The organism is Pseudoalteromonas sp. MER144-MNA-CIBAN-0113 (genome assembly GCF_040308965.1).
GTDB lineage: Bacteria > Pseudomonadota > Gammaproteobacteria > Enterobacterales > Alteromonadaceae > Pseudoalteromonas > Pseudoalteromonas tetraodonis.
This window is the reverse complement of record NZ_JBEOOG010000039.1, coordinates 1-23684: the sequence shown is the minus strand read 5'-3', so window position 1 is coordinate 23684 and position 23684 is coordinate 1. Positions and strand designations below refer to the sequence as shown.

The 23684-nt window shown below is 40.0% G+C and carries 19 protein-coding genes; 11 read left to right on the top strand and 8 right to left on the bottom strand.

The window, feature by feature from the left end:
- The first annotated feature begins 77 nt into the window (after positions 1-77).
- Positions 78-1460 carry a cytochrome c oxidase accessory protein CcoG gene (gene ccoG, locus AAEY57_RS11520; RefSeq protein ID WP_033102667.1) on the top strand — a complete coding sequence of 461 codons (1383 nt, stop codon included), beginning with the start codon at positions 78-80 and terminating at the stop codon, positions 1458-1460.
- Between the two features lie 44 nt (positions 1461-1504).
- On the opposite strand, the gene AAEY57_RS11515 is transcribed toward ccoG, so the two are convergent.
- From AAEY57_RS11515 to AAEY57_RS11505, 3 genes are all read right to left on the bottom strand, one after another.
- Entirely contained in the window at positions 1505-1912 is a 408-nt protein-coding gene (locus tag AAEY57_RS11515; RefSeq protein ID WP_033102666.1) for a hypothetical protein, read from the bottom strand.
- A 51-nt stretch (positions 1913-1963) separates the two neighbouring features.
- Positions 1964-2878, bottom strand: a complete 915-nt coding sequence (locus AAEY57_RS11510; protein ID WP_350607902.1) for a M14 family metallopeptidase — start codon at positions 2876-2878, stop codon at positions 1964-1966.
- A gap of 122 nt (positions 2879-3000) precedes the next feature.
- The gene (locus AAEY57_RS11505) at positions 3001-3528 is read right to left on the bottom strand and encodes a helix-turn-helix transcriptional regulator (protein ID WP_350607901.1); all 528 of its coding nucleotides are present in this window, start codon (positions 3526-3528) and stop codon (positions 3001-3003) included.
- 183 nt (positions 3529-3711) lie between these two features.
- On the opposite strand from AAEY57_RS11505, the gene AAEY57_RS11500 reads away from it, so the two are divergent.
- The 4 genes from AAEY57_RS11500 (at position 3712) to AAEY57_RS11485 (ending at position 10531) form a co-directional block, all read left to right on the top strand.
- Complete coding sequence (locus AAEY57_RS11500) at positions 3712-4764, top strand: HlyD family secretion protein (protein WP_350607900.1); 1053 nt, start codon at positions 3712-3714, stop codon at positions 4762-4764.
- Complete coding sequence (locus AAEY57_RS11495) at positions 4765-7839, top strand: efflux RND transporter permease subunit (protein WP_350607899.1); 3075 nt, start codon at positions 4765-4767, stop codon at positions 7837-7839.
- Positions 7832-8137 (top strand): DUF3240 family protein, encoded by a 306-nt coding sequence (locus AAEY57_RS11490; protein ID WP_024601169.1) that lies wholly within the window; start codon positions 7832-7834, stop codon positions 8135-8137. The genes AAEY57_RS11495 and AAEY57_RS11490 overlap by 8 nt, the downstream gene beginning before the upstream one ends.
- Before the next feature lie 120 nt (positions 8138-8257).
- Positions 8258-10531, top strand: coding sequence for an EAL domain-containing protein (locus AAEY57_RS11485; RefSeq protein WP_350607898.1), 2274 nt, complete (start codon positions 8258-8260; stop codon positions 10529-10531).
- Positions 10532-10639: 108 nt separating this feature from the next.
- Here the strand turns inward: AAEY57_RS11485 and iadA are convergent, their stop codons facing one another.
- The 3 genes from iadA to AAEY57_RS11470 form a co-directional block, all read right to left on the bottom strand.
- A complete protein-coding gene (iadA, locus tag AAEY57_RS11480; RefSeq protein ID WP_350607897.1) occupies positions 10640-11806 on the bottom strand; it encodes a beta-aspartyl-peptidase in 1167 nt (388 codons plus the stop codon).
- Positions 11807-11818: 12 nt separating this feature from the next.
- Positions 11819-13222 carry a putative basic amino acid antiporter YfcC gene (gene yfcC, locus AAEY57_RS11475; protein ID WP_350607896.1) on the bottom strand — a complete coding sequence of 468 codons (1404 nt, stop codon included), beginning with the start codon at positions 13220-13222 and terminating at the stop codon, positions 11819-11821.
- Between the two features lie 141 nt (positions 13223-13363).
- Positions 13364-16291, bottom strand: coding sequence for a TonB-dependent receptor domain-containing protein (locus AAEY57_RS11470; RefSeq protein ID WP_350607895.1), 2928 nt, complete (start codon positions 16289-16291; stop codon positions 13364-13366).
- Positions 16292-16641: 350 nt separating this feature from the next.
- Between AAEY57_RS11470 and AAEY57_RS11465 the strand changes: the two genes are divergently transcribed.
- Positions 16642-18342: a cyanophycinase gene (locus tag AAEY57_RS11465; protein ID WP_350607894.1), complete on the top strand. Its 1701-nt coding sequence runs from the start codon at positions 16642-16644 to the stop codon at positions 18340-18342.
- A 90-nt stretch (positions 18343-18432) separates the two neighbouring features.
- Positions 18433-18984, top strand: a complete 552-nt coding sequence (locus tag AAEY57_RS11460) for a flavodoxin family protein (RefSeq protein ID WP_350607893.1) — start codon at positions 18433-18435, stop codon at positions 18982-18984.
- Positions 18985-19042: 58 nt separating this feature from the next.
- Here the strand turns inward: AAEY57_RS11460 and AAEY57_RS11455 are convergent, their stop codons facing one another.
- The gene (locus AAEY57_RS11455; RefSeq protein WP_013464625.1) at positions 19043-19636 is read right to left on the bottom strand and encodes a hypothetical protein; all 594 of its coding nucleotides are present in this window, start codon (positions 19634-19636) and stop codon (positions 19043-19045) included.
- Between the two features lie 388 nt (positions 19637-20024).
- Between AAEY57_RS11455 and scpC the strand changes: the two genes are divergently transcribed.
- Positions 20025-21518, top strand: a complete 1494-nt coding sequence (gene scpC / locus AAEY57_RS11450) for a succinyl-CoA:acetate CoA-transferase ScpC (RefSeq protein WP_013464626.1) — start codon at positions 20025-20027, stop codon at positions 21516-21518.
- Positions 21519-21557: 39 nt separating this feature from the next.
- Here the strand turns inward: scpC and AAEY57_RS11445 are convergent, their stop codons facing one another.
- Positions 21558-21917 carry a winged helix-turn-helix transcriptional regulator gene (locus AAEY57_RS11445; RefSeq protein ID WP_350607892.1) on the bottom strand — a complete coding sequence of 120 codons (360 nt, stop codon included), beginning with the start codon at positions 21915-21917 and terminating at the stop codon, positions 21558-21560.
- Positions 21918-22038: 121 nt separating this feature from the next.
- Between AAEY57_RS11445 and AAEY57_RS11440 the strand changes: the two genes are divergently transcribed.
- From AAEY57_RS11440 to AAEY57_RS11430, 3 genes are all read left to right on the top strand, one after another.
- A complete protein-coding gene (locus tag AAEY57_RS11440; RefSeq protein ID WP_109874855.1) occupies positions 22039-22620 on the top strand; it encodes an NAD(P)H-dependent oxidoreductase in 582 nt (193 codons plus the stop codon).
- A gap of 11 nt (positions 22621-22631) precedes the next feature.
- Entirely contained in the window at positions 22632-23183 is a 552-nt protein-coding gene (locus AAEY57_RS11435) for a redoxin domain-containing protein (RefSeq protein WP_010392826.1), read from the top strand.
- Between the two features lie 91 nt (positions 23184-23274).
- Positions 23275-23523 carry a hypothetical protein gene (locus AAEY57_RS11430; protein WP_350607891.1) on the top strand — a complete coding sequence of 83 codons (249 nt, stop codon included), beginning with the start codon at positions 23275-23277 and terminating at the stop codon, positions 23521-23523.
- Positions 23524-23684 lie beyond the last annotated feature (161 nt).

Sequence of the window (23684 nt, the reverse complement as noted above, 5' to 3'; positions counted from 1 at the left end):
ATGTTTTAAGTTATCTTTCAGTGTGGTCTGAAAGTTGCAAGTGCTTGCTTAATACCCGTCACTATTAAGTAAGTAACATGAAGTTTGATATTAAAGAAGAAGACATGATCATTAAGCCCTACAAAGAAGAAGGGCCAATTTATATACGCGAGCAAAAAGGGTTTTTTCAGCGTATACGCCGTAATTTAGGTTGGCTGCTAATGCTCAGCTTTATCGCCATTCCGTGGATTCAATATAACGGTCAGCAAGCGGTTTTATTGGATGTGGCCACCCAAAAGTTTACTATTTTTGGCCTAACCTTACTACCTCAAGACTTTATGATTCTCGCCATGCTATTTATGGTGGGGGCGTTTGCGTTATTTTTTGTGACTAATTGGCTTGGCCGTGTGTGGTGCGGCTATACTTGCCCGCAAACAATTTGGATGTTGATGTTCTCTTGGGTGGAACAACGTATTGAGGGGACGCGTAACCAGCGTATTAAGCTTGATAAAAGCCCATGGGATATTACCAAGTGGCGTAAAAAAATTACTAAGCACAGTGCATGGCTGGTTATTTCACTCTTAACTGCCACTTCTTTTTTAGCGTATTTTATTCCAGCTAAAACCTTATACCTAGAAATGGTTAATTTTGAATGGTCTGGGATCACCAGTTTTTGGGTGTTTTTATTTGCATTTTGTACCTATGGCAACGCAGGTTTTTTACGAGAAAAAATGTGTACAGTGGCGTGTCCGTATTCGCGCTTTCAATCAGTGATGTTTGATAAAGACACGCTGGTGGTAACCTATGATAGCGAACGAGGTGAAAACCGCGGTCCACGTAAACGTAAAGCCGATCCTAAAGCGCTTAATTTAGGTGACTGTGTAGACTGTAACTTATGTGTTGAAGTATGTCCTGCTGGGATTGATATTCGCAATGGACTGCAATATGAATGTATTAACTGTGGCTTATGTATTGATGCCTGTGACGATACCATGGATAAGTTTGGCTACGAAAAAGGCTTAATTAAATACGCCAGTGAAAAGCAAATGGCGGGGCAAAAAACTAATCCATTTAGGCTCAAGTTAGTGGGCTATGGCGCTTTAACTGCGCTGTTAATTATTTCTATGTTTGCTTGGATGCTACAACGTACGCCCATCGAAGCCTCAGTACTTAGAGACAGAAACGCACTGTATCGGGTAAATTATGAAGGGTTAGTAGAAAACCCTTATACACTCACCATCATTAACAAAACGCAGCAACCTTTGCATTATTCTATTTCAATTAGTGGGTTAGAAGGTGCGAGCTTGCAAAGTCCTAACGCTGTGTTGGTAGAGCCAGGGTTGATGAAAAGTGTTCCTGTAACGGTTACTGCCGATGGATATGATATACCTACGAAGGTGAGTAAGCTGCAGTTTAAAATTACCGCACAAGAGGACAATAGCATTTCAATTACTAAAGAGAGTCAGTTTTATAAAAACTAGCCCATTTGGTTTTTCGTTGACAATACCTCGGTCGTGTAATTGATTTACTCGGCTGAGGTAAGCTGACTTTTTATAAATGCCTTAGCGCTTGGCAAGTCATCAAACAAGCATTCTTGTAAATGAGCGTCACGGCCTGAGCTGTGCATAATACGTTGTAGTTGCCTTATGGCAATGGGAGAGGTGAGTATAAAGGCACTCATTATGCAATTATTTATCCCCATTGTTTGGCTAACATCGATCATATTTTTTTCAGCGTCAGGGGTGGCGGCCACAACGTCGGGCGAGTGGCTAATATAGCCCCAAGGTTGATGTTTAAACGTTGCAATGGTGTCTAACAGAGCGGCTTTAAAGTGATTTAATAACTCAGGGTTTAAGTTGCCTTTAAATTGCGCAATAACAATATTACCCTCGACATAAAAACTGTAACTGCCGTAATTATTTTTAAATTCCAATAGCCGCTCCTTTGTCTGCACCTTACTATGTGCTGATGAATACCATAACTATTACTTATTAATAATGTAGTCCAACGCACCCGAAATTGCCGCAACTTGCGCTAATATGCACTCTTCAGGGTTGGCCGTTGCACTATCTGGGTAAACTTCCGTGGTTGTAACGTAGGTTGCATCAGATAACCCCATGCATAAACCTAACTCTTTTGCTGCATAGTTTATTACCCCAAATTGTTCTTGAGGTACACCAATTAATTGTTTATTTTCATCGCTTGGAGCGATGTGTGTGACCTTTTCAACACATTCAATAATAGCTTTTTGAAAAGCAGGCTCTGGTTTGTTGCTGTCAGCGACTAAATAAAAACCGTCTGGAATATTCCAATTAGTATTTACTTTACCTTCGCGCGCTGCAAGTGCAGGGCGAAATTCACTGTTATCTGAGTCAGTAGTTTCATGCAAATCGATATGCGCGATTAAATCAGTATTTAAAGATTGCACATAATTCATTACCAATGCAGATTCTTGCGCTGGGCTGCCTTCATAAAAAGAACGGTTTGGATCAATTGCCTCTGGGTTCCAGCGGTTTATTGTTTCATAACCCCATGGGCTAATGCAGGGAGTAATCACCAGATTAAATTTCTCTGCGTATTGAGTTGCCAATGTTTTTGCAAACCTTAACGCACCGTGTATTCCGCTGGTTTCGTAGCCATGTACGCCACCAGTGATTAGCACTGTGTGTTTATTTTTATCAAAGTGTTGGGTTTTTAATGCAAACAAAGGGTAACTGTTTTGAGCATAATTAAGTTCACCATATTGCTCTACAATAAGCGTATCTTTTAGCTCATTAATTAGCGTTAATACTTCATCGTTATAACTACGTTTAATTTTCTGGGCTTCAAGCCATTGGAGTTTATGATTGTTATTCCACTTTTCACCAGGATTGCCAATAGGGTAGGTACTGTTATTCATATTAAACCTTTACGTTGAATTATCTCTGCGGGCTATAGAGCACATAGACCATAATGACGAAAATAAAGCGTTAGCTTAACGCTGACTAAAATAGCGCGCAAGTATATGCGATAGTCACTGCATTAGTTAATGGCTGAGTTTGAATGCGGATAGTGCTTTTGTTGCATAAAGTCTTCTAAAAACCATGCGGCAAACTCATGTCTGCCCTCTACATCGGCTTTACTATAGATGTCTGATGCTTGTTGGCGTACTGTTTTTTCTTTAGTGTTTCTTAGTGCGCTTATTTCTTTAAAGCTTAAGCCTTTAAGTAATAACATCGCGACTTCTTGCTCACTGCGAGTCAATGTCCATTGTGAAAATTGGGTTTGAATAACACCACTGTATTCATGACGCGCATCCATCATTGCCTGTGATATGTTTTTAAGTTCTTTTTTTGAATGCACTAATTCTTGTTTCAGCGCATTAATATTGGCAGTACGCGCACGAATATCGCTAATTAAGTAAATAGCACAGGCTGCAGAAATGACAACGATTAAGCCCTCAGAAAAAATATGCCACTGCGGCACGCCTAAATGTATATCCGTTAGTACATCAAAAAAGTTTAGCACCATTATTATTAACAAGGTGGCTGCTATTAACTTGTCTCTCATTAAAACCTCTAATATCAATGCTTTATAAATACAATGGACAAATGTACCATAGCGTAATTTTCGCTATTTTTGGGTACATTAAGGCGTTTGCCTGATGATTTAACAGTCTAAAAAAGTCATGGTTGATTCTATAAAATTAATCAAATGTGAACAAACTAAATGCTGTTAAATTTTACAAAAAAAATGCGTCATTTTTTGCGTATTCAATATACGTTATTTTTCTTCTTTACGGTGACTTTATTAACATTTAATCCTGTGTTTGCTTCGCAAAATTTAGCACCTGTAGGGCTTTCTTCACTCAGTGGTTTTGATGTTGAATTTGCGCCGATTCAAAAAACAGAGTTTATTAACGGGCAAAGTTTAATTGGTGAAGTTAATTTCAAACCTGGGGTCAATTATACGGTGCTGTTTGCGTTTGATGTACAGCAGGTTCGTTACTTATACCCTAACGGCAGCATGGTTGAAAAGGGCGCCACTATTGCAAGCGTTGAGGGCAGTGATGTACACCATTTTTTAGATGCCTATCAATCAGCAAAAGATATGCTCGCTATTGCTAAAAGCCATTACGACATAAACCAACAACACTTAAAAAACAAAATAATAAGAAGTTCTGAATGGGTTGAAATCACAAAAAGCTATTTTGAAGCCAAGCTAAATTTTGAACATATGCAACATCAAATGGCATTTTTAAACATTGATGATAATGAAAACGTGACCTTAGTGAGTCCAAAAACGGGCATTTTAAAACTCACTAATGAGTCGGGAAACCGTGTGATGGGTGACACCGCGTTTGATATTATCGATGCAAGTAGTATTCGCGTTAAGATTAAAGTCCCTCTTAGTTTTACCAACACGTTAGCGCATTTCAAGCTGTCAGAAAGTTGCAGCTTAAATATTGAGAGCTATGACAGTATTGCAGATAAATACCATCAAATAGTGTGGGCGTCGCCAAGCTCAAATGAGTGCCAGCTTAGACTGGGGCAAACTATCAAAGTCACACCGGTAAATAAATTAACGGGCTTTAAAATAGCAAAGTCAGCGGTGTTTGAATTTGAAGATGTTAATTACATTGCTTTAAAGTCTGGCGATAAGCTTGAGTTACTGCCGATTGAGCTCAAGGGTACACAAGGCAAAGACTATGTATTTACTGCTAACAAAAACCTAGATGATCAGCAGGTACTAATAAGCTCGGTAAGTGCGCTACAGGGTATGTTGCTTCACTTAGGGAGAGAGTAAATGTTAAACCAGCTTATTAAGTTTTCACTTACTCAGCGTTTGTTTGTTAGTATTTTTGTTATTGTTGCTATGGCCATTGGTGCTAAATCTTGGTTAAGTATTCCGGTGGATGCTTTTCCAGAAATATCGCCCACCCAAGTTAAAATAGTTTACAAATTACCCGGCATGAACGCCCTTGAAATAGAATCGCAAGTAACACGGGTGATTGAAACCGAATTACTGGGTATTCCGTCACAGCAAATGCTGCGCTCTACCACTAAGTATTCTATTACCGATATTACCATTGACTTTGAAGAGGGCACCGACATTTATTGGGCCCGTCAGCAAGTTAATGAGCGTTTATTAAATATTTTACCCACCTTGCCCAGTAATATTAGTGGCGGCATGGCGCCAATGAGCACGCCTTTGAGCGAGGTGTTCATGTTTACTATAGAAAGTACTCACTTATCGCTGATTGAAAAAAGAGAGCTTTTAGATTGGCAAATTCGTCCATTACTGCGCACTTTAACCGGCGTTGCAGATGTAAATAGCCTTGGCGGCTTTTCAAAAACCTATGAAATACTTCCCAATACTTTATTGATGCAACAGCATCAAGTCAGCTTTGATGAAATGAAGTTGGCAATCACGCAAACGAATCAAAACGGTGGCATAGGGCGCTTAGAAAAAGGCAACGACACCTTAATTCTGCGCACTGAGGGCAAATACACCGATATAACCGCCATTGAAAATACCGTGATTAAGTCCACTCAAAATAAGGTTATTCGGTTAAGTGATATTGCCACGGTACATGTTGGCAGTTTAACCCGTTATGGCGCAGTCACTAAAAACAGTGAAGAGGCGGTACAAGGGCTTATAATTGCGCTTAAAAATAGTAATACAGCGCAAGTTGTTGCAGATGTAAAAGATAAACTTCGCACCATTGAAGCGTCATTACCGCAAGGCACAAAAATTAATGTGTTTTACGACCGCTCTAACTTAATAAATACCGCAATTAGCACCATTACCAGCGCACTAGGCCAAGCAATTATTCTAGTAATAGTGTTACTTGCCTTGTTTTTAGGTGATATTCGCTCTTCATTGGTGGTGTCTTTGTCTTTACCTATGTCGGCATTGCTGACGTTTATAATGATGAAGCAGTTTGATTTATCGGCTAATTTAATGAGTTTAGGCGGCTTAGTGATTGCCATTGGTATGCTGGTGGACTCATCGGTAGTTATTGTTGAAAACATAGTGAATCGGTTGGCTAACAATCAGCACCTCCCTCGGCTGCATGTTATTTATCGCGCCTGTAAAGAAGTCGCGGCGCCAGTGTTCTCAGGCACAATTATTATTATTATCGTGTTTTCACCGCTATTAATGTTAACAGGGTTAGAGGGCAAGTTATTTACCCCAGTGGCGCTCACTATCGTGTTTGCCATGCTAAGTGCGCTGTTGTTGTCGTTAACGGTTATTCCAATTTTAGCCTCATTGTTATTAAAAAATGAACCCGTAACCCAGCCTAAAATGGTCACGCTATTACAAGGTTTTTATACTAAAACACTTGCCCAAGCAATTAAAAAGCCGGTGGCTATTAGTGTTATATCAGTTGCTGTTTTAGTGCTCAGTGGGGTGTTATTTCAGGGACTTGGTAAAAGCTTTATGCCCGTTTTAGATGAAGGCGACATTATTGTGCAACTGGAAAAATCGCCGAGTATTTCCTTGCAAGCCTCGCTGGATATAGATAAACAAATTGAAGCCACACTGTTAAAAAACACCCCAGAAATCGTACAAATTGTTGCCCGTACCGGATCCGATGAACTCGGGCTTGATCCTATGGGATTAAACGAAACCGATGTGTTTATGGAATTAGCGCCAAAAGATACGTGGCGTTTTGACTCCAAAGCGCGGCTAATCGAGGATATTCGACAAACACTTGCGCAATTTCCAGGGGTAAATATTGGCTTTACTCAACCAATACAAATGCGGGTATCAGAAATGCTCACCGGTGGCACCGGTGATATTTCGATTAAAGTATTCGGTAATGACATTGCGACACTTTCCTCATTAGCTGAAAAAATCACGGCACTTGCCACTAATATTGACGGTGCAAGTGATGTACAAATGGCGCTTATCGAAGGGGGTAAATACGTAAATATTAAACTTATTCCTGAGGTTGCTAGTCAGTTTGGTTTAACCACCGAAGGATTAAGTGATTATTTAAAGTCGCAATTAGAAGGCCTACAGGTATCGGCACTGCAAGAAGGAAACCGCGTGATCCCAATTGTGTTTAATGCACAAAAAGGCGAAAGCGCAGCACACTTTGAGTTGTCGTCAATGAGCGCATTAAAGCAAAAGCTAATTTTAATGCCCGACAACAGCCTACTACCACTTGAAGAGGTGGCTAATATTAGCTTTAAAACGGGGCCATTGTTAATAGAGCGAGAAAAAGCAAAGCGCTTTGCTTCTGTAAGCGTTAATGTGGATAACCGCGATGTGGTTAGTTATGTGAATGAACTGGAAGCTAAAATTAATAGCAGTATAAAATTACCCAGTGGTTTTACCTTGTCGTTTGGTGGCGAATTTGAAAGCCAGCAACGTGCAACACAAAACTTGCTGGTGCTTATTCCTGTGGCATTAATACTAATTTTCATTATTTTATTTACCACGTTTAAATCCTTATCTAAATCAACGCTGATAATTGCTAATATTCCGTTTGCGTTAATGGGGGGAGTGATTGCCCTGTTTATTAGTAATGAATACCTGTCGGTGCCTGCATCGGTTGGTTTTGTTGCTTTACTTGGCGTAGCGGTACTCAATGGTATTGTGATGATCAGCTACTTTGAGCAAATGAAAATGTTTTCTGCCAATGTAACGCAGCGCATTTTAGATGGCGCAAGCAGACGCCTTCGCCCAGTGTTAATGACAGCCACAACCGCCATGTTTGGTTTACTGCCACTGGTATTTGCCACCGGCCCTGGCGCTGAGATTCAAAAACCATTGGCAATTGTGGTTATTGGCGGGTTAATTACCTCAACAATTACAACACTTTATTTATTACCTATCTTTTATGGTTGGTTGGAGAAAAAACATGGCTGAACAGTTACTTTTTACCCTAAATGTACCCACAAACATAAAAGATAACGTGGTTGATATATTAATTGGCATAGAGTGCATTACCGGCTTTAACTTAAAAAACATTGAAGGCTACAGTAAAGAGCACAGTGAATTTGACATTGCCGAGCAAGTAGAAGGGCATCGCAGCTTTTATCAGTTTGAGGTGCATATATTATTACCTGAACTTGCCATAGTAAAAACGGCGTTAAGCCCTGTTTGTAAGTACACGCCGTTAAAATATTGGGTTACGCCTATAGTTGAAAGCGGGCATATTGTTTAGCTTTTTGTATTAGGTTTATTTTATAAGCTACTTCAATTGGATTGATATTTGAGCTTATTTAATTGATCTTAACAACTTATCAATGTTTAATGAGGCGATATGTCTTAACTGATTTTTATTATGCACTTTCTCAATAAGTACTTCTTACTTAACGATCATCATACTGCCCATGATGAAGTCGCACACTGGCGGGTGAGTGCACTACGGATAATTTTAACTCTCGTTACTTTGCTCTGTTTTTTGGTCGTTTGTTATACATACACCCGCGCAATTGAATTTAACCTAATTTATATTGCAGTTATTACTATTAGTTTTTTCACTATTGCTTTTAGTCTTTTATTAGCAAGTAAGCGATTTTACACATTTAGTGCAAATGCACTTCTATTAACTATCGTTGCCGGTAGTTTATCAATGAATTTATTTTTAACTGACTTAGAGCTTGCCAAGGTGGGTTCTATGTTTATGTATTCATGTCCCATCATTGCTCTTATGCTACTCGGTTACAGAACGGCTTTGGCCTACGGTATTTTAAACATCATACCTTTTTACATGATTATTAATAATGTTGATTTATCCGGCTATTCAGGAATATCAAGCCAATTACCAGAAGCTGACTTATATATTACAGGCCTGATATTTTTATTTTTTAATATTTGTATCCCACTTGCCACTGCGCGAACAATTGTTGCTGCCAAACGTTTAAACAAAACCATGTTAAATGCTAATAGCTTCCTTAAAGATAAAAACGAGCTTTATCGCACCTTATTTACTGAATCTAATAAAGCTAAAATTATTGTCGACGAAAATTTAGTAATTACAGATTTAAATCAACATGCTATTGAAATGTTTGGATTAAAAAACAGCTTGAAAGAAAAGGCTGTAAGAATTGATGGGTTATTCCCTGCACTTAATAGCAAAGAGTTAAATATAAAAAATCAAATCATAGAATATAAGAGTCGCTACTATAAGAGTAATTATCAGCAAATAGCAATGAGTACAAATTACCGAGTGTATGACTTTTATGATTGCACGCAAGAGCAGTTAATTAAACAAAATTTGTCTATGATGGAGCAAGAGAACAAACGTCTAAGGTTTAGAGACTCGCAAACGAAATTGCCTAATCGAGAGTGGTTTGAGATGCAATGCGATAGGTTAACGTCTAAATACCAAAAAGGGTTTTATATTGTCGTTACACAAAGCGCAAATAGTGAATATTTAAATTTAAAACTTAACAAAGCTGACTCGCAATCATTGTTAATTACTGCTTATAAGCGCTTAAAAGCAATGTCAGAGGGGCCTTTGCTTTGTGCGTATATAGAAGGTGGCAAACTTGGCTTTATTATTGGTTCAAGCTCAAGTGAACAGCAAAACAAGTTATTAATACAAATTAAAAGCACCTTAGATCAAGCTTATGATGTGCTTGGTACTAATTACCAGCAATCATTTTTATTTGGTTTTGCTAAGTGTCCTGAGCATGGTGAAAATAGTGCGATTGTTCTTAGTAATGCGTGTGAGGCGCTTAAACTCGCAGACTATAACTCGCCATTTAATGGTTACAATCAAAAACAATCACAGGCCTTTATGGAAAAGTATGAAATTTCCATGTTACTTGATGAAGCTTTGCAACAAAATGATCTGTCAGTACATTATCAACCTAAAGTGAATGCAAAAGGTGAATGTATAGGGCTTGAAGCATTAGCTCGTTGGCATAGCTCTGTACTTGGCAGTGTACCGCCCGCTGTATTTATTCCTATTGCAGAAGAGTATAGAATGATTAGCCGATTAACGGACTTAATTATTCAAAAAGTCTGCGCTCAAATTGCCCAATGGAGTAAAGTTGGTTTGCCACTTTTACCCGTAGCAATAAACATATCTTTGCTCGATTTTAGCCAAGCTGATTTTATGTCAAAGTTGGTAAAATATTTGGCGGATTTTAATGTAAAACCGAATCAAATAGAATTAGAGCTTACTGAAACGTCACTTGAGGCTAACCAAGTTCACTCCTTAAAACTTATGCAAACTCTGCAAGATTGGGGGTTCACTATTACAGTGGATGATTTTGGTGTTGGATACTCGAATATTGCACGACTTGCTGATTATCCCATTGATAAACTTAAATTGGATCGCTCTTTAATAAGTAAGGTTACAAGCTCTACACGCCAAAAAAGCTTAGTTAAAGCCGTGCATGTGATGTGTGATGAACTTAATATTAAGTGTGTAGCCGAGGGAGTAGAAACCGAAGAACAGGTCCTAATAATGTCCGAAATGGGATGTAAAGAGTTTCAAGGCTATTACTTTTCTAAACCTATGAGTGCTCAGGTCTATGCTGAATATATAAATCAAAATGGTCTGCTTTTTACGACAAAAAACTTAGCTACGGCGAAAAGTAGCTGAATTTAACAACTAGGTTCTAGTGACCTTGTTGGATTGATATTTGTTTAAACTAGGGTAATAAACTCTTTGGTGTTAAATGCTGCTGAAATATTTCAGCAGCATGTTAGCTTATTCAAACACTCCTTTTATAACTGCATGGGTGTTTTGCACCATTAATGTGCCGTTAGCCCATACATACTCAGGGGTTAGGGTCTCTTTATCGAGAAGGACAACATCCGCGTCGCTCGCTGCTTTAAGACGGCCTTTATCAAGTCCTAAAATATCGGCAGGGTTACTGGTTATGCTCATTAAAGCGTGTTCAATAGGGACGTTATATTGCTTAACTGCTTGCTGAAACGAGGTTAATAAAGATGCCTCTTTGCCCACCTCAAGCCCTAATAAATTAAAGTCTTTATCAAAAATAGGTAAACTGGCATGGCCATCTGAGCTCATAGTGAGTTGATTTGGTGCTACGCCTTGTTCTAAGCAGTAGGCAAGGGCATGGGCTGCTGCATATTCACCATGGGCTAAATCATAGTCGGTTGTGCTGGTGGTAAAGTCGATAGTACCGCCCTGATCACAAAAGTGAATACCGGCATCAAGAAGTGCTTTATTGCGGTTCATATGCGTAGGATAAAACTGTTTAAGCTTAATATCACTTTGCTCAGCCACCTGATGTAAAATAGTTAAATGGCTATCAACAGGGCCAACATGAATACTCACAGTGCCTTTTTTACCACTGAGCATACCGGCTACTTTGGCCTCAGCTGCCAATTCTGCTAATTGCTGTACCGTAGGTTGGCTACTACGATGATCAGAAATCGCCACTTCGCCAACACCTATAAACTCCTCTATATACATGATGTCGTCAGTAATTGAGTGGGTGAGTGTTTTCGCGGGTAAATGATACGAACCGGTATGGCAAAATACATTCAGCCCTTGCTCTTTTAGGCCTTTTGCTTTGGCAACCAAGTTGGTCAGTGTACGTGAGCTTGAATCGGTACCCAGTGCGGCCACCACCGTGGTGGTGCCCGATAAGGTTGCATCGGTTAGGTTCATTTCAGGGGTGCGGCTGGCAAATCCAGCCTCGCCACCGCCACCGGTAATATGCACTAAAGAATCAACAAACCCCGGCACAACCAGCTTATTTTTACCGGCAATCCGTTTGACGAGTACACTGCTGTCGAGGGTTATATTTTCGTCAATAGCAATGATTTTACCACCGCCAATTAAAACATCTTGTGTGCCTAGGAAGGTAGGTGCATAAACGGTTGCACCTTGAATTAAAGTTAACATAACAAATTCTTTTTATTGATAATTAATAAAGTAAGCAAGAAATATAAAGCCGCTTGCTAATACAAAAAGTGCTAGGGCAAAGCGCCAAATAAACGCAGCCCATTCTCCCCAATCTAATTTCACTACCCCTAAACAACCAATTAAACTAGCTGAGGTGGGAATTAAAATGTTGGTTAATCCATCGCCTAATTGAAAGGCCAATACCACAATTTGCCTTGATACATTGAGCAAATCGCCAAGTGGAGACATCAGTGGCATAGTGATGGCAGCTTGCCCTGAACCCGATGAAACAAAAAAGTTAAATACACTTTGAAACACCAGCATTCCCCAAGCTGCAATGTAATCTGGCACACTGGCTATGCTGCTTGCACAGTAATAAAGCAGGGTGTTGAGGGTTGAGGGAGTGGTTAAATCACTACCCCCTAATAGTAATACAATGCCTTTAGCCAATGCGACCAATAACGCCGCTGGCAATAATTCTTGTGCACCGTGTTTAAACGCATTCGCGCACTCATTCGCGGTTAGCTTTTTAAACACGATGGCAATTATTGCACTGATAAGGCCAATGCAAAAAAACTGTGCAGCAAGCTCAGGAATATAATATTGGCGCGCCATCACCCCCCATACAACCCAAGCTATGCCCAATACAAACACTAATAATGTGAGTGCATCGGCTAGGCTAAGTTTAATCGTTGGCTGATCACCCGTTTTTTGGGGTTGTGTTTTTATCCGTTTTGCATAGCGCATAGTAAACACAAGGCCTACAAGGGTAAAACAAGCCCATGCTAACATACGAAAGCCCGCACCTGAAAACACTGGGATTTCAGCTATCGATTGCGCTATAGCAATGCTAAAAGGGTTCATCCATGAGGTGGCAAAGCCTATTTGCGTGGCCACATAAGTTGTAAGTACAGTGACTTTAGCGTCGTAGCCAAGTTGTTGCATAATAGGAAGCAGCACAATACAAAAGGCAATAGCTTCTTCGCCCATACCAAAAACCGCGCCGCCTAACGAAAATAGTAAAAACAGTAAGGGAATAAACAGCCATTCAACCCGTTGGGTCTTATTAATAAGTGCCATAATACCGTTATTAATCGCACCGGTTTTCATAATAATGCCAAAGGCACCGCCAGTGATTAAAATAAACGCCATTACGCCAATCGCTGCACCATATTTATCACCCGACACGAGGCCTTCAAACAATACATTAGCTAAACCAACCTCGCCACCTTGTGCAAAAACAGGTGGTGATTGTTGGTCGTTAACGGCTTGATATTGTGAAAGCTGCACAGTATGGCTGTCAGGCTCTGCATTAAATACCCCAGGGGTAATAAATACCGTGGCCATATAGGCAATCACTGCCACGCAAAGCAAAATGATGCTTGCATCGGGCATAGAAAATTGTTTTTGTTTCATAATTTCACTTTAATAAAAGGTCATTGTGTTGATGCGTAAATAAACGCTTAAACGTACTTTAGCACTTAATAGGCAGTGTCACTGTAGCCATGACCTGTAATAAAAGGAATGCCGCAAAGCGTTTGCTTTGCGGCTAAGCGGTTAAAAACGGTAGCTAATACTTAATTTGTAATTAGCACCTAGGGCATTATGGTTGATTGAATCAAAGCCACGGCTTGAACCATAAAGTGTGGGTGGCTCTTTATCAAAAATATTATTGATGCGCGCGCGCAAAGTCAGCGATTTATTAACATAGTAACCCGCAGATAAATCCCAAACGAGCCAGTCATCAACCTGATGCTCACCTTTTGAGTCTAATACGCCAAGTGAATCTAGCTCATCAATTTCACGGCTACGCAGGCCTTCTATATCATCTTCGTAGCTGCTGGTGTAGTTTGCACCTAAGTTAAGGTAGTAACTTTGCGCTTCCCAATCTATTGACATACGCGCAATATTTTCAGGATAACGATAAGTTCCCACCAGCTTCTCTAACGAGTCAGACCCCGGTTTATTACGTTCAAACTCAAGGTAATGAGTGCCGTCAAACGCAAAGGTTAAATCGCCGCTTGGTAATACAAACCTATGGTCAAACTTAAAGTCTATGCCAGCTAATGTTTGTGTACCAGTGTTTTCAAGTGGGATTGCATGATCGCGAAACAGCGGTAAAAATAGCTCGTCATCACGTGGGTTAAATTCATCTATATAACTGCTTAAAATCTCAGTTAAATTAGCGCCGTCTTGCTCTATGTTTAAACCACTGTTGTCGGTGACATCACATAATGCTTCATCGTACGATATGCCTTGCTCGCCCGGTGGTACAATGCCACAGTGACGAAGTGACGCATCGGTTATGGCGCGATCTAACACAGCGGTCATGTTGGTATCGATTACTTCTTCATGATCAAACTGCCAATAATCAATGGTTAAATTAGTATTAGCCGAGGGACTCCATGCAAAGCCAACACTAATAGCCTCAGATTCTTCTGCATTTAGATTTGGATTACCTAACTCTAACGAATTAACACTCACTTGGGTGCCATCACCCATACAGTATAAATCGGCTACAGCTTGGTTTGCACCACAGTCAAAAGTAGATTGTGTGGTTCTTAATTTAACGCCAGCCTGCGTTAATGATGGTGCTCTAAACGAGGTTGACCATGAACCTCGAACAACCAACGAATCAGTTGGGCGATAGCTCAAACCTATTTTAGGATTAAAGGTGCCACCAAAGTCATCGTAATGATCGTATCGACCTGCTGCTTGCAGCTCTATTTGCTCACTCAGTGAAATACTTAATTCAGCAAATGCTGCATATTGAGTGCGATCGGCTTCTGATAAACTAGAGCCAAAGCCAAATACATCAACAAGATAGTCTTTATCTGCTTGAGCTTGTGAATTAAGCGAAGGAATGTCGCTTAACTCTTCACGGCGTGCTTCTACCCCAAATGAGGCATAGGCAGGTAGGTCGTTAAAGGTAAATAGCTCACCATTAAAATTAGCATCCCAGCCGTAAACTGTACTTTCTCCGCTGCGTGTTGGGCGAGCTTGCGCTGTTGCCAAAACGGCATCATTAGCGGCGTCGCCTTGAAGGAAAGGGTTGTAAAAAGGCAGCAGTTCTCCCGATGCACAGTTTAAGTCAGTACCGTCATAACTTGCCAGCGTACCGTCTGAACATAGCTCGCCGGTGATAGCGCCATGGAACTGGTAACGATTATAAACCCCTGCAATCGCTTCTTGCTCTGAACGTGAGCGAGAAAAGGTTACCCCAGATTCCCAACCCCAATCACCAATTTCACCACTTAGACTGCTTACCAAGCGAAAGTTTTTCGTTTCTACTTCCACCGTTCTTGGGGCATTAAAGCGCGCATCAAATGCAAAACCATACACTTCTCGACCACTTTGGGTATCAAATGGGTCAATGTAGAGTTGATCTAATAAATCATTACTACCATCGGCATTATCGTAAATAAATAAGGCGTCTTCTAAAACATACGGGCCATCGTCGTCATTAATTTGGTTAATAGGTGAGGGCGATGAGTACGCTTTTGCCTTGGTCTGACTGTAAAAAAAGTCAGTATGCCATTGCATACCACCAAGCTCACTATTAAACATAAAGCCGGTTGAAAGGCTTTCAAATGGCGTTTCTAGGTAATCATCTTGATTAGGGTAGTAAGCACAAATTTGTTCATCAAATTCAGTAGTAACTAATTCGGTTTTGCAGTTTGGTGATGGAAGTTCGTTCCCATCTCGGCTGCTGAAGTAATAAACATTAGGTGAGTTCTCCAGCTTAGGTAAATAGGAGTAACCATTCGCTAAAGAGGGAGAGGCCGTGTAATTACGATCGGTCGCTTTAAAAGCGTTACGGTCATATATATCAGCAAATACCGTTAAATTACTTTCGCCTATTTTTGTACCATAAACTAAGTTTAATTGTTTTTTACTTTCGTCATGCTGATCAAAGCTATCGGCAAACGAAGTATTGATTTCAGCGCCTTCAAAATCATCTTTTAAAATATAGTTAATAACACCTGCCACAGCATCGGCACCATAAACGGCTGATGCGCCTGTGGCTAAAATATCAATGCGCTCAATGGCGGCTAGTGGAATAGAGTTTACATCTACAAAGTTTTCAGTACCTGCAGCAAATGAACTAGGTGCAACTCTTCGCCCATTTATTAATGTCAGCGTTGCTGATGGCCCCATGCCTCTTAAGCTCGCTGCTGATTGACCCGCTGGTGTTGAAGTAGACGTACCGCCACTTTCAGAGGTTGAAAATGTGCCGCTTCCGCCCTTAAAAACAGATAAATCTTTGAGTAATTCATGAATGGTATTAGCGCCAGAGCGTTTGATTGCATCTTGGTCTAGTACGGTTAATGGGATAGTTCCTTCAAGATCAACGCCTTTTAAGCGAGATCCTGTTACTTCTACTCGTTCAATGTTGGTGTCGGTGTTGGTTTCTTGTGCATGTGCAAAAGTGATCGGGTTCAGTAATGCGCTTACTGTGGCCGCAATTGTTAGTTGACGAAACATCTTAAATACCTTTTGTCTTTTTAAGCGCACAAAAACATACAAACAGATCTGTGGCTTTTAATTGTTATATTTTTAGACAGGGCAGTGGTGAAATGACACGCTAAGCCCCTCACTGTGAAAAAGTGAGGTGGAGGGCTACTCGTCAAACCACTCCGAAAGGTAGTGTGGTGAGTAGAAATATGTTGTAAGCAAACGTGCTTTTTTAAACATAATTCTCATTCCAAAAGGTTTTTGACAAAGCCAGCAAAGGGGTGCTAGCTTACTCGCGTTTTAAAGTTCCTTTTTTTTATAGCAAGTGAGAGACGCTCTCGCAAGTTATTTCTTATAATTTTTTACATGAGTATAACATAATGGAACGAATATATTTACCAAACAAACGGTTAGCTAAATCACGCATAATAACGGCTGTTTTTTCGTTTTTTATTGCTTTTTCGCTGCAGTTAAGCGCAAAAGAATCTGAACAAACGTTAGTATTAGTCGGCGGTGCACTCACAACGTGTGTTAGTTTAAGCCCTAAAAATTGTGAAAAAAACACACAAATTCCGGGTAAAATACATAATGTATTTGCGCTCTCCCACGCTAAAATTAGTCAAATAAAGCAACAATGGCCAAGTAAAAATACGCAAGCTAAAAACAAAACTATTAAAAATTTAGCAACAATGCAGGCTAAATCATCACCCACATTGTCAAAAAAAGAGCTGTTATGGTTATGGCGCGATATTGATAGTAAACAGCTCAATAGTTTAACGGATCAAGAATACAATTTTGTAATAGATATGCTTGAAGTAGCGCAGCTGCAGAGCGACAATACGCGACTAAAAGAGCAGGTCAATACCGCGCTTAATAGCGAATCCGCCGCGACAGATATTTTGCAATTTATATCGGGCAGTTTAAAAGTAAAAAGTACTAACCCGAGCATACTAGCCATTACCGCCTCAAGCAGAGACCCTTATGAATCTGCTGATTTTTACGAAGGATTACTTCGTTTTCCCAATATAAATTCACAATGGCTTGCATTAACTCCTGCGCTTGCTAAAGCAATAACTACCAATAAATGTGATGATTTAAACACGCTTAGGCACTCTGAAATGGGGCTATATCAACGTGAACATATTTACCCTGATCGCACTCAAGCAGAATATTTGCTGTGTAAAAACGGCACAGACGCTTTAGTGCAGCTAATCAAAAATAGTACCGGTGTTATGTTTAATGGCGGCGATCAAAGCTTAACGCGCAAGGTATTGTTTGATGAAAATAATCAGCCATATCCATGGACAAAAGCGTTACAGTCTCGCCCTGTTGTTGTAGGTACAAGTGCAGGCACCGCAGTGCAAAGTGGCGGGCAAGCGCACGGTGGTAATGTGGTTATGATCACTAATGGCACAAGTTTATCGGCATTGAAAGAAGGCGCGCAAGCCATTGATGCACCCAGTGAGCGCTCAAACAGCGATAGTTTAACTTACAACCGCTTTGGGGGTTTAGGCACATTTAGTTACGGTGTACTCGATACACACTTTAGTGAGCGAAACCGTACATTAAGACTAGGCACCTTGCTCGACAGCTTCAGTGCAAATCAAGCTCAACCCGCATTTGGTTTTGGTGTAGACGAAACCACCGCCTTAGTGGTTATTAAATCTGAATCAGGGAATTTAATGACCGTAATTGGTAAAAATGGTGTGGTGATGGTTAAATCAACAGGGCAGGCTCAGGCTGAAACTAAAACCTACAGTTACTCGTACTGGCCTGCTGGCAGTGTGATTGATATTAAAAATAATGATTTTACCTTAAGTCAGCGCAGTATTAGCCAAGCATTGCCAGCAATTAAAATACCGCCTTTGCCGGTTCAGCGTTTCGGCAGTATTTTAACGGATGCCAAATTGCGCTCTTTAACGCAAGCCATGTGCTTGAGCCAAGAACAAACAGCTGTTGGTCAGCAAGATGCGTTTATTATTAGTCTATCAACTAAGCCTGAGTCGGCTTATCACCGTATTAGTGCTGAGCAGTATGGCTGTGCGGTGAGTAATTTAGAAATTTCAGTGAGTACCTTTTAATTTAATTAAACACGCTGCTTAGTTGATTTTAGATTAAGCGGCCATACTATATTTAAAGCGTGTTATTAAATCACAACAAAAGGAAGGTTCATGAGTAAAGTAGCGGTTATTTATTTCTCTGGATATGGCCATACCAAAAAAGTGGCGGAATTTGTGGCTGATGGAGCAAACGCTCAGCTTATTGCAATCGATGAAAATGGTGATATTAAAGACACCGATTGGGATGCATTAAACAATGCAGACGCCATTATTTTTGGTGCACCTACCTATATGGGCTCATACCCTTGGCAGTTTAAAAAGTTTGTCGATGCCACCTCTAAAGTGTGGTTTACCATGGGTTGGAAAGATAAAGTGTTTGGCGGTTTTACTAATAGCGGCAGCCTAAATGGCGACAAACAAGTCACCCTAATTAGTATGCAAACGTTAGCTTCACAGCATGGTGGAATTTGGGTAAGCCTAGGGTTACCACCCGCCAATAAATTGGAATCAACCCGTCAAGACATCAATAACTTAGGCGGTTCGGTTGGCGTATTAGTACAATCACCTACTGATGCAGATGAATCTGCAATTCCATCAGGCGATTTAGAAACGGCTCGTTTATACGGTGAGCGCGTTGCTGAAATAGCAAAACGATTAAAGTAAAAATGACCTAAATTTAGTTTATTTAATCCGTAAAGCCACACTTAATTAGTGTGGCTTTTTAGTTTGATAGCCCCAGTTCTTGCTTATGCTCAAGTTGATATAAGCTTGAATATTCACGTTTATGCACTTCAAATAAATACGCTCTCAGCTGCTCTTTACCATGGTGAATATGCTTTATTTTAGCTGCTATGCCACACTCACTGTGCCTAACGGGTTCTATGTCTAATGATATAGCCGCTTCATTGGGTAAAATAAATTGCATATTTTGTAACTCATCAAGTTCACTGTTTATTGATGTGGGTTTTAAAAATATTCCTGTGCTTGAGATAGATTCAATGCAAAAACCTTGGCTTTGAATATTTAATTCACTTAATCGCCAGCTACGTTGAGTGCCTTTAGTATCAATCACTTCTGGGGCAGCTAACACAGTACTGAAATGGCCTAATTCATCAGTTTTAAATTGAAGTGGAAACCACAGTTGGTAATGAGCTACTTCTGCTAATAGGGTTAATTTAGCCTGACCAAGTAAATGCGCAATACCATCTGGTATTGATGTTTGTACTGTTAGTTTTGTTTCATTAATTAATGCTGTACTTTGACTAGGTTCAAACAACCCAGATAAAAAGTTAATTTCTTCGTCAGACAAATCCATGTATTTTCCTTAATACGTAAATCCTAGATTCTATTCCTTACAAGGTTACTGCCCAATGAATGACCAGTTTATTATTTTGTAAGATTTGGCCTGTACGGCTTTATTTTTATACAATTTATAATTTCAGCTTTCCTGGCTAAATTTATAAGCAATTGATTTAACTTAATTATATTTTCTTTTAAGCTTGTTTAGTTAAATCACTGAATAAATCTTTTGGTATTCTAACCCCAATAACAGCAATAAGTTAAGTAATAAAGTGTACAAAATTAAAGCGCTCTGCAACGTTTTTATACCAACTATGCGTAAATGAGACTTAGGTCTAGCTTACGAAGCATAAGGAAATACTTAGAATAGCGCCCAAATAATAATGGGGTTTAAGGGGTTCCAAATGCAATTAGAACGAATTCGTCGTAGTGACTTACACAACAAAGTGATGTCTGCAGAGCAGGCCAGTTTATTTATTAAAGACGGCATGACCGTGGGCATGAGTGGCTTTACTCGTGCTGGTGAAGCGAAAGCTGTACCACGTGCACTTGCCGAGCGTGTACGTGAAAACCCAATGAAAATTAACCTAATGACGGGCGCGTCATTAGGTAACGACTTAGATAAGCTACTTACTGAATCAGGTGCGTTAGCGCGTCGTATGCCATTTCAGGTAGACAGCACATTACGTAAAGCAATTAACAACGGTGAGGTCATGTTTATTGACCAGCATTTATCAGAAACTGTTGAACAGTTACGTAATCATCAGTTAACTATGCCAGATGTAGCGGTGATTGAAGCCGTAGCTATTACTGAAGAAGGCCACATAGTACCTACAACGTCAGTGGGGAACTCAGCAAGCTTTGCTATTTTTGCTAAAGAAGTAATTGTAGAAATTAACATGTTACATCAGCCAGAGCTTGAAGGGCTGCACGACATATACATTCCGTCGTATCGTCCTACGCGTACTCCAGTGCCGCTAGTAAAAGTAGATGACCGTATCGGTAGTACTGCTATTCCAATCGATCCGGCTAAAATTGTGGGTATTGTATTTACCAATCAAAGTGACTCATTTTCAACAGTAACCGACCCAGATGCCGATACCGCCTCTATTGCACGCCATTTAGTTAACTTTTTTAAAGAAGAAGTAGCGCAACAGCGCATGCCTGCAAACTTAGGCCCATTACAAGCGGGTATTGGTAACATAGCCAATGCAGTCATGATGGGTTTATTAGACTCAGATTTTAAAGACCTCACTATGTACTCAGAGGTACTACAAGATTCTACCTTTGACTTAATTGATGCGGGTAAACTTAATTTTGCCTCTGGGTGTTCAATTATTTTATCAGAGCGTTGTAACGCACAAGTATTTAATAACCTTGAAAAGTACCGCGATAAGCTAGTACTTCGCCCACAAGAAATGTCGAATCACCCTGAAATTGTGCGTCGTTTAGGTATTATTGCAATTAACACGGCACTTGAGTTTGATATATATGGCAACGTTAACTCAACTCATGTGTGTGGTACTAAAATGATGAACGGTATTGGTGGTTCAGGCGACTTTGCACGTAATGCGCATGTATCGGTGTTTGTAACTAAATCAATTGCTAAAGGCGGCGCTATTTCAAGCGTGGTACCTATGGTAAGCCACGTCGATCATACCGAGCACGATGTTGATATTTTAGTGACCGAGCAAGGCCTTGCTGATTTACGTGGATTAGCGCCACGCGAACGGGCTGTTGAAGTAATTAAACACTGTGTACACCCAGATTATCGCAACGCCATGCTTGACTACTACGAGCGTGCATGTGTTCGTGGCGGTCATACGCCTCATATTTTAGAAGAGGCATTCAGCTGGCATACCCGCCTTGAGCAACAAGGCACAATGAAGCAAAGCTAATACATAAAACCCCGCATCTGCGGGGTTTTTATTTTGTAATTAGTCTAAAATATTAGACTCAGACCAAACTCTAAGATCGTGAAGAATTCCTAGTGCAGAGCGCCCAAACTCAGTGAGCTCGTAGGTGACAGCAATAGGTCTAGTGCTGATCACCGTCCTTAAAACCATCTTATTGACCTCTAACTCTTTTAAACGTTGATCTATCATTTTTTTGCTCGCTCCACCTAACATTCGAGTTAGATCATTAAAGCGAACAGGTTCATCTTTTAAGTGATAAATAATAGAACTTGTCCACTTCCCGCCAATTAAGCGCATTCCTTTTTCAATAGCACAAGGTTCTAAGCAGGCATTTAAAACTTTTTTTCTTCCCTTACTATCTGTTTCTATAGAGCTTTCCAAAATTTAACCTCTAAAATAGGGTGGTTACTAAAAGTATACTAATTGAATCTATTCTTCAGGTAACTATTATATACCACATTAAAGTAAAGACCAATTTTTGTACTATTTTTGGAGAGATCACATGAGCAAGGTACTCATTATAAATGCACACCAATATTATTCTTTTTCAGAGGGCAAATTAAATGCCACCCTAGTTGATGTAGCATCATCGATACTGATAGAAAAAGGCCATGAAGTTAAAACCGTAACTATGACAGATAGTATTGATGTAGAGGCACAATTAGCACTTCATCAATGGGCTGACGTTGTCTTACTGCAATCACCTATTAACTGGATGGGCGTGCCATTTTCGTTTAAAAGATATATGGACGAGGTGTATACAGCCGGTATGGGTGGCGCCATGTGTAATGGCGATGGTCGTCACCAGGACGACCCAAAAAGCGGTTATGGCACAGGTGGCACACTTAAAGATACTAAATATATGATGTCACTCACATTTAACGCACCAGAGGAGTCATTTAACAATTCAGAAGAATTTTTTAATGGTAAAAGTGTTGACGACTTAATGTTCCCAATGCATATGAACTTTAAGTTTTTTGGTATGACAGCAATGCCTACCATTGCTTGTTTTGATGTTATGAAAAACGCCGATATAGATACTGACTTAGCGCGCTTTAAAGCACATATAAGTACACACTTTTGAGAGGAAACACAATGACTAATGCATCACAGTATACAAATAAACTTCTTCCGGGGAGTCGTTTCCCAAAGATTAATTGCCCTGTACTAAATAGTAACGAAGTAGAGTTAGGGCGTGTCCAGCAAGACGCTGCTTGGCAAATGGTGGTTGTGTATCGTGGCCAGCATTGTCCTATGTGTACGCAGTATCTAAATCAGTTAGAAGAAATTAAACAGTCATTACAAGACATTGGAGTTTCTTTAATTGCTGTATCGGCCGACAGCGAAGCGCAGTTGTTAACACATAAAGAGAAGTTATCAGTGAGTTACCCCATTGCGTTTGAATTAAAGCCTGAACAAATGAATGCGTTAGGGCTGTATGTTTCTCAACCTCGCAACGCTCAAGAAACAGACCATTTATTTGCTGAGCCTGCTGTGTATGTAGTGAATGAACACGGTACAGTACAAGTTGTTGATATCTCAAATAATCCATTTGTAAGACCAGATCTGTCTACTTTATTGCGAGGTATAACTTGGATTAAAAACCCTGATAATAATTACCCTATTCGTGGAATGCATAAAGGTTAATATTTGATGGTTTAAGTTTGCCACTATGATCTGTAAAATAACTGCATATTATTTACAGACTCGCTATGGCGAGCAACACAGAGTAACCATAATGGAAAACAAACTAACTGCAATCGATACACTCGCTGAACTTGAAATTTTTTTACTGCAAGTGGAAAACGGCGGTTTAGGTTTAACTGGCGTAGCAGGCGTGGGCATGGCAACTAATAATGCCGACGGCAGCCGTTTTGTCGCGGTGTTTGATGACAAGCAACAACTTTTATTAGCCCGTGAAATTACCGAAGAGATTTTTCAAAGCGGCCAAGATATGGTGCGCAACGGCGTAGGGCGTAAGCATTAATTCCTTGCTACTAATCTAAAAAGCGCCAAATGGCGCTTTTTTTGTGGTTTATTTTAAACAGTTGTTAAATATAAAATAATTTATAGGTAGTGTTTAGAAATCTGTGTCATTTCAGTATTATTAAGAAAACAGGAGTGACACATGACTCAATCTTTCGACTT

What these genes read in the sequence shown, in the direction of transcription:
- AAEY57_RS11485 (WP_350607898.1), top strand. Translation starts at nt 8,258, where the DNA reads ATGCACTTTCTCAATAAGTACTTCTTACTTAACGATCATCATACTGCC.
- yfcC (WP_350607896.1), bottom strand. Translation starts at nt 13,222, where the DNA reads ATGAAACAAAAACAATTTTCTATGCCCGATGCAAGCATCATTTTGCTT.
- AAEY57_RS11440 (WP_109874855.1), top strand. Translation starts at nt 22,039, where the DNA reads ATGAGCAAGGTACTCATTATAAATGCACACCAATATTATTCTTTTTCA.
- AAEY57_RS11430 (WP_350607891.1), top strand. Translation starts at nt 23,275, where the DNA reads ATGGAAAACAAACTAACTGCAATCGATACACTCGCTGAACTTGAAATT.
- iadA (WP_350607897.1), bottom strand. Translation starts at nt 11,806, where the DNA reads ATGTTAACTTTAATTCAAGGTGCAACCGTTTATGCACCTACCTTCCTA.
- AAEY57_RS11455 (WP_013464625.1), bottom strand. Translation starts at nt 19,636, where the DNA reads ATGGATTTGTCTGACGAAGAAATTAACTTTTTATCTGGGTTGTTTGAA.
- AAEY57_RS11465 (WP_350607894.1), top strand. Translation starts at nt 16,642, where the DNA reads ATGGAACGAATATATTTACCAAACAAACGGTTAGCTAAATCACGCATA.
- AAEY57_RS11495 (WP_350607899.1), top strand. Translation starts at nt 4,765, where the DNA reads ATGTTAAACCAGCTTATTAAGTTTTCACTTACTCAGCGTTTGTTTGTT.
- AAEY57_RS11500 (WP_350607900.1), top strand. Translation starts at nt 3,712, where the DNA reads ATGCGTCATTTTTTGCGTATTCAATATACGTTATTTTTCTTCTTTACG.
- ccoG (WP_033102667.1), top strand. Translation starts at nt 78, where the DNA reads ATGAAGTTTGATATTAAAGAAGAAGACATGATCATTAAGCCCTACAAA.
- AAEY57_RS11470 (WP_350607895.1), bottom strand. Translation starts at nt 16,291, where the DNA reads ATGTTTCGTCAACTAACAATTGCGGCCACAGTAAGCGCATTACTGAAC.
- AAEY57_RS11490 (WP_024601169.1), top strand. Translation starts at nt 7,832, where the DNA reads ATGGCTGAACAGTTACTTTTTACCCTAAATGTACCCACAAACATAAAA.
- AAEY57_RS11435 (WP_010392826.1), top strand. Translation starts at nt 22,632, where the DNA reads ATGACTAATGCATCACAGTATACAAATAAACTTCTTCCGGGGAGTCGT.
- AAEY57_RS11510 (WP_350607902.1), bottom strand. Translation starts at nt 2,878, where the DNA reads ATGAATAACAGTACCTACCCTATTGGCAATCCTGGTGAAAAGTGGAAT.
- AAEY57_RS11505 (WP_350607901.1), bottom strand. Translation starts at nt 3,528, where the DNA reads ATGAGAGACAAGTTAATAGCAGCCACCTTGTTAATAATAATGGTGCTA.
- AAEY57_RS11460 (WP_350607893.1), top strand. Translation starts at nt 18,433, where the DNA reads ATGAGTAAAGTAGCGGTTATTTATTTCTCTGGATATGGCCATACCAAA.
- scpC (WP_013464626.1), top strand. Translation starts at nt 20,025, where the DNA reads ATGCAATTAGAACGAATTCGTCGTAGTGACTTACACAACAAAGTGATG.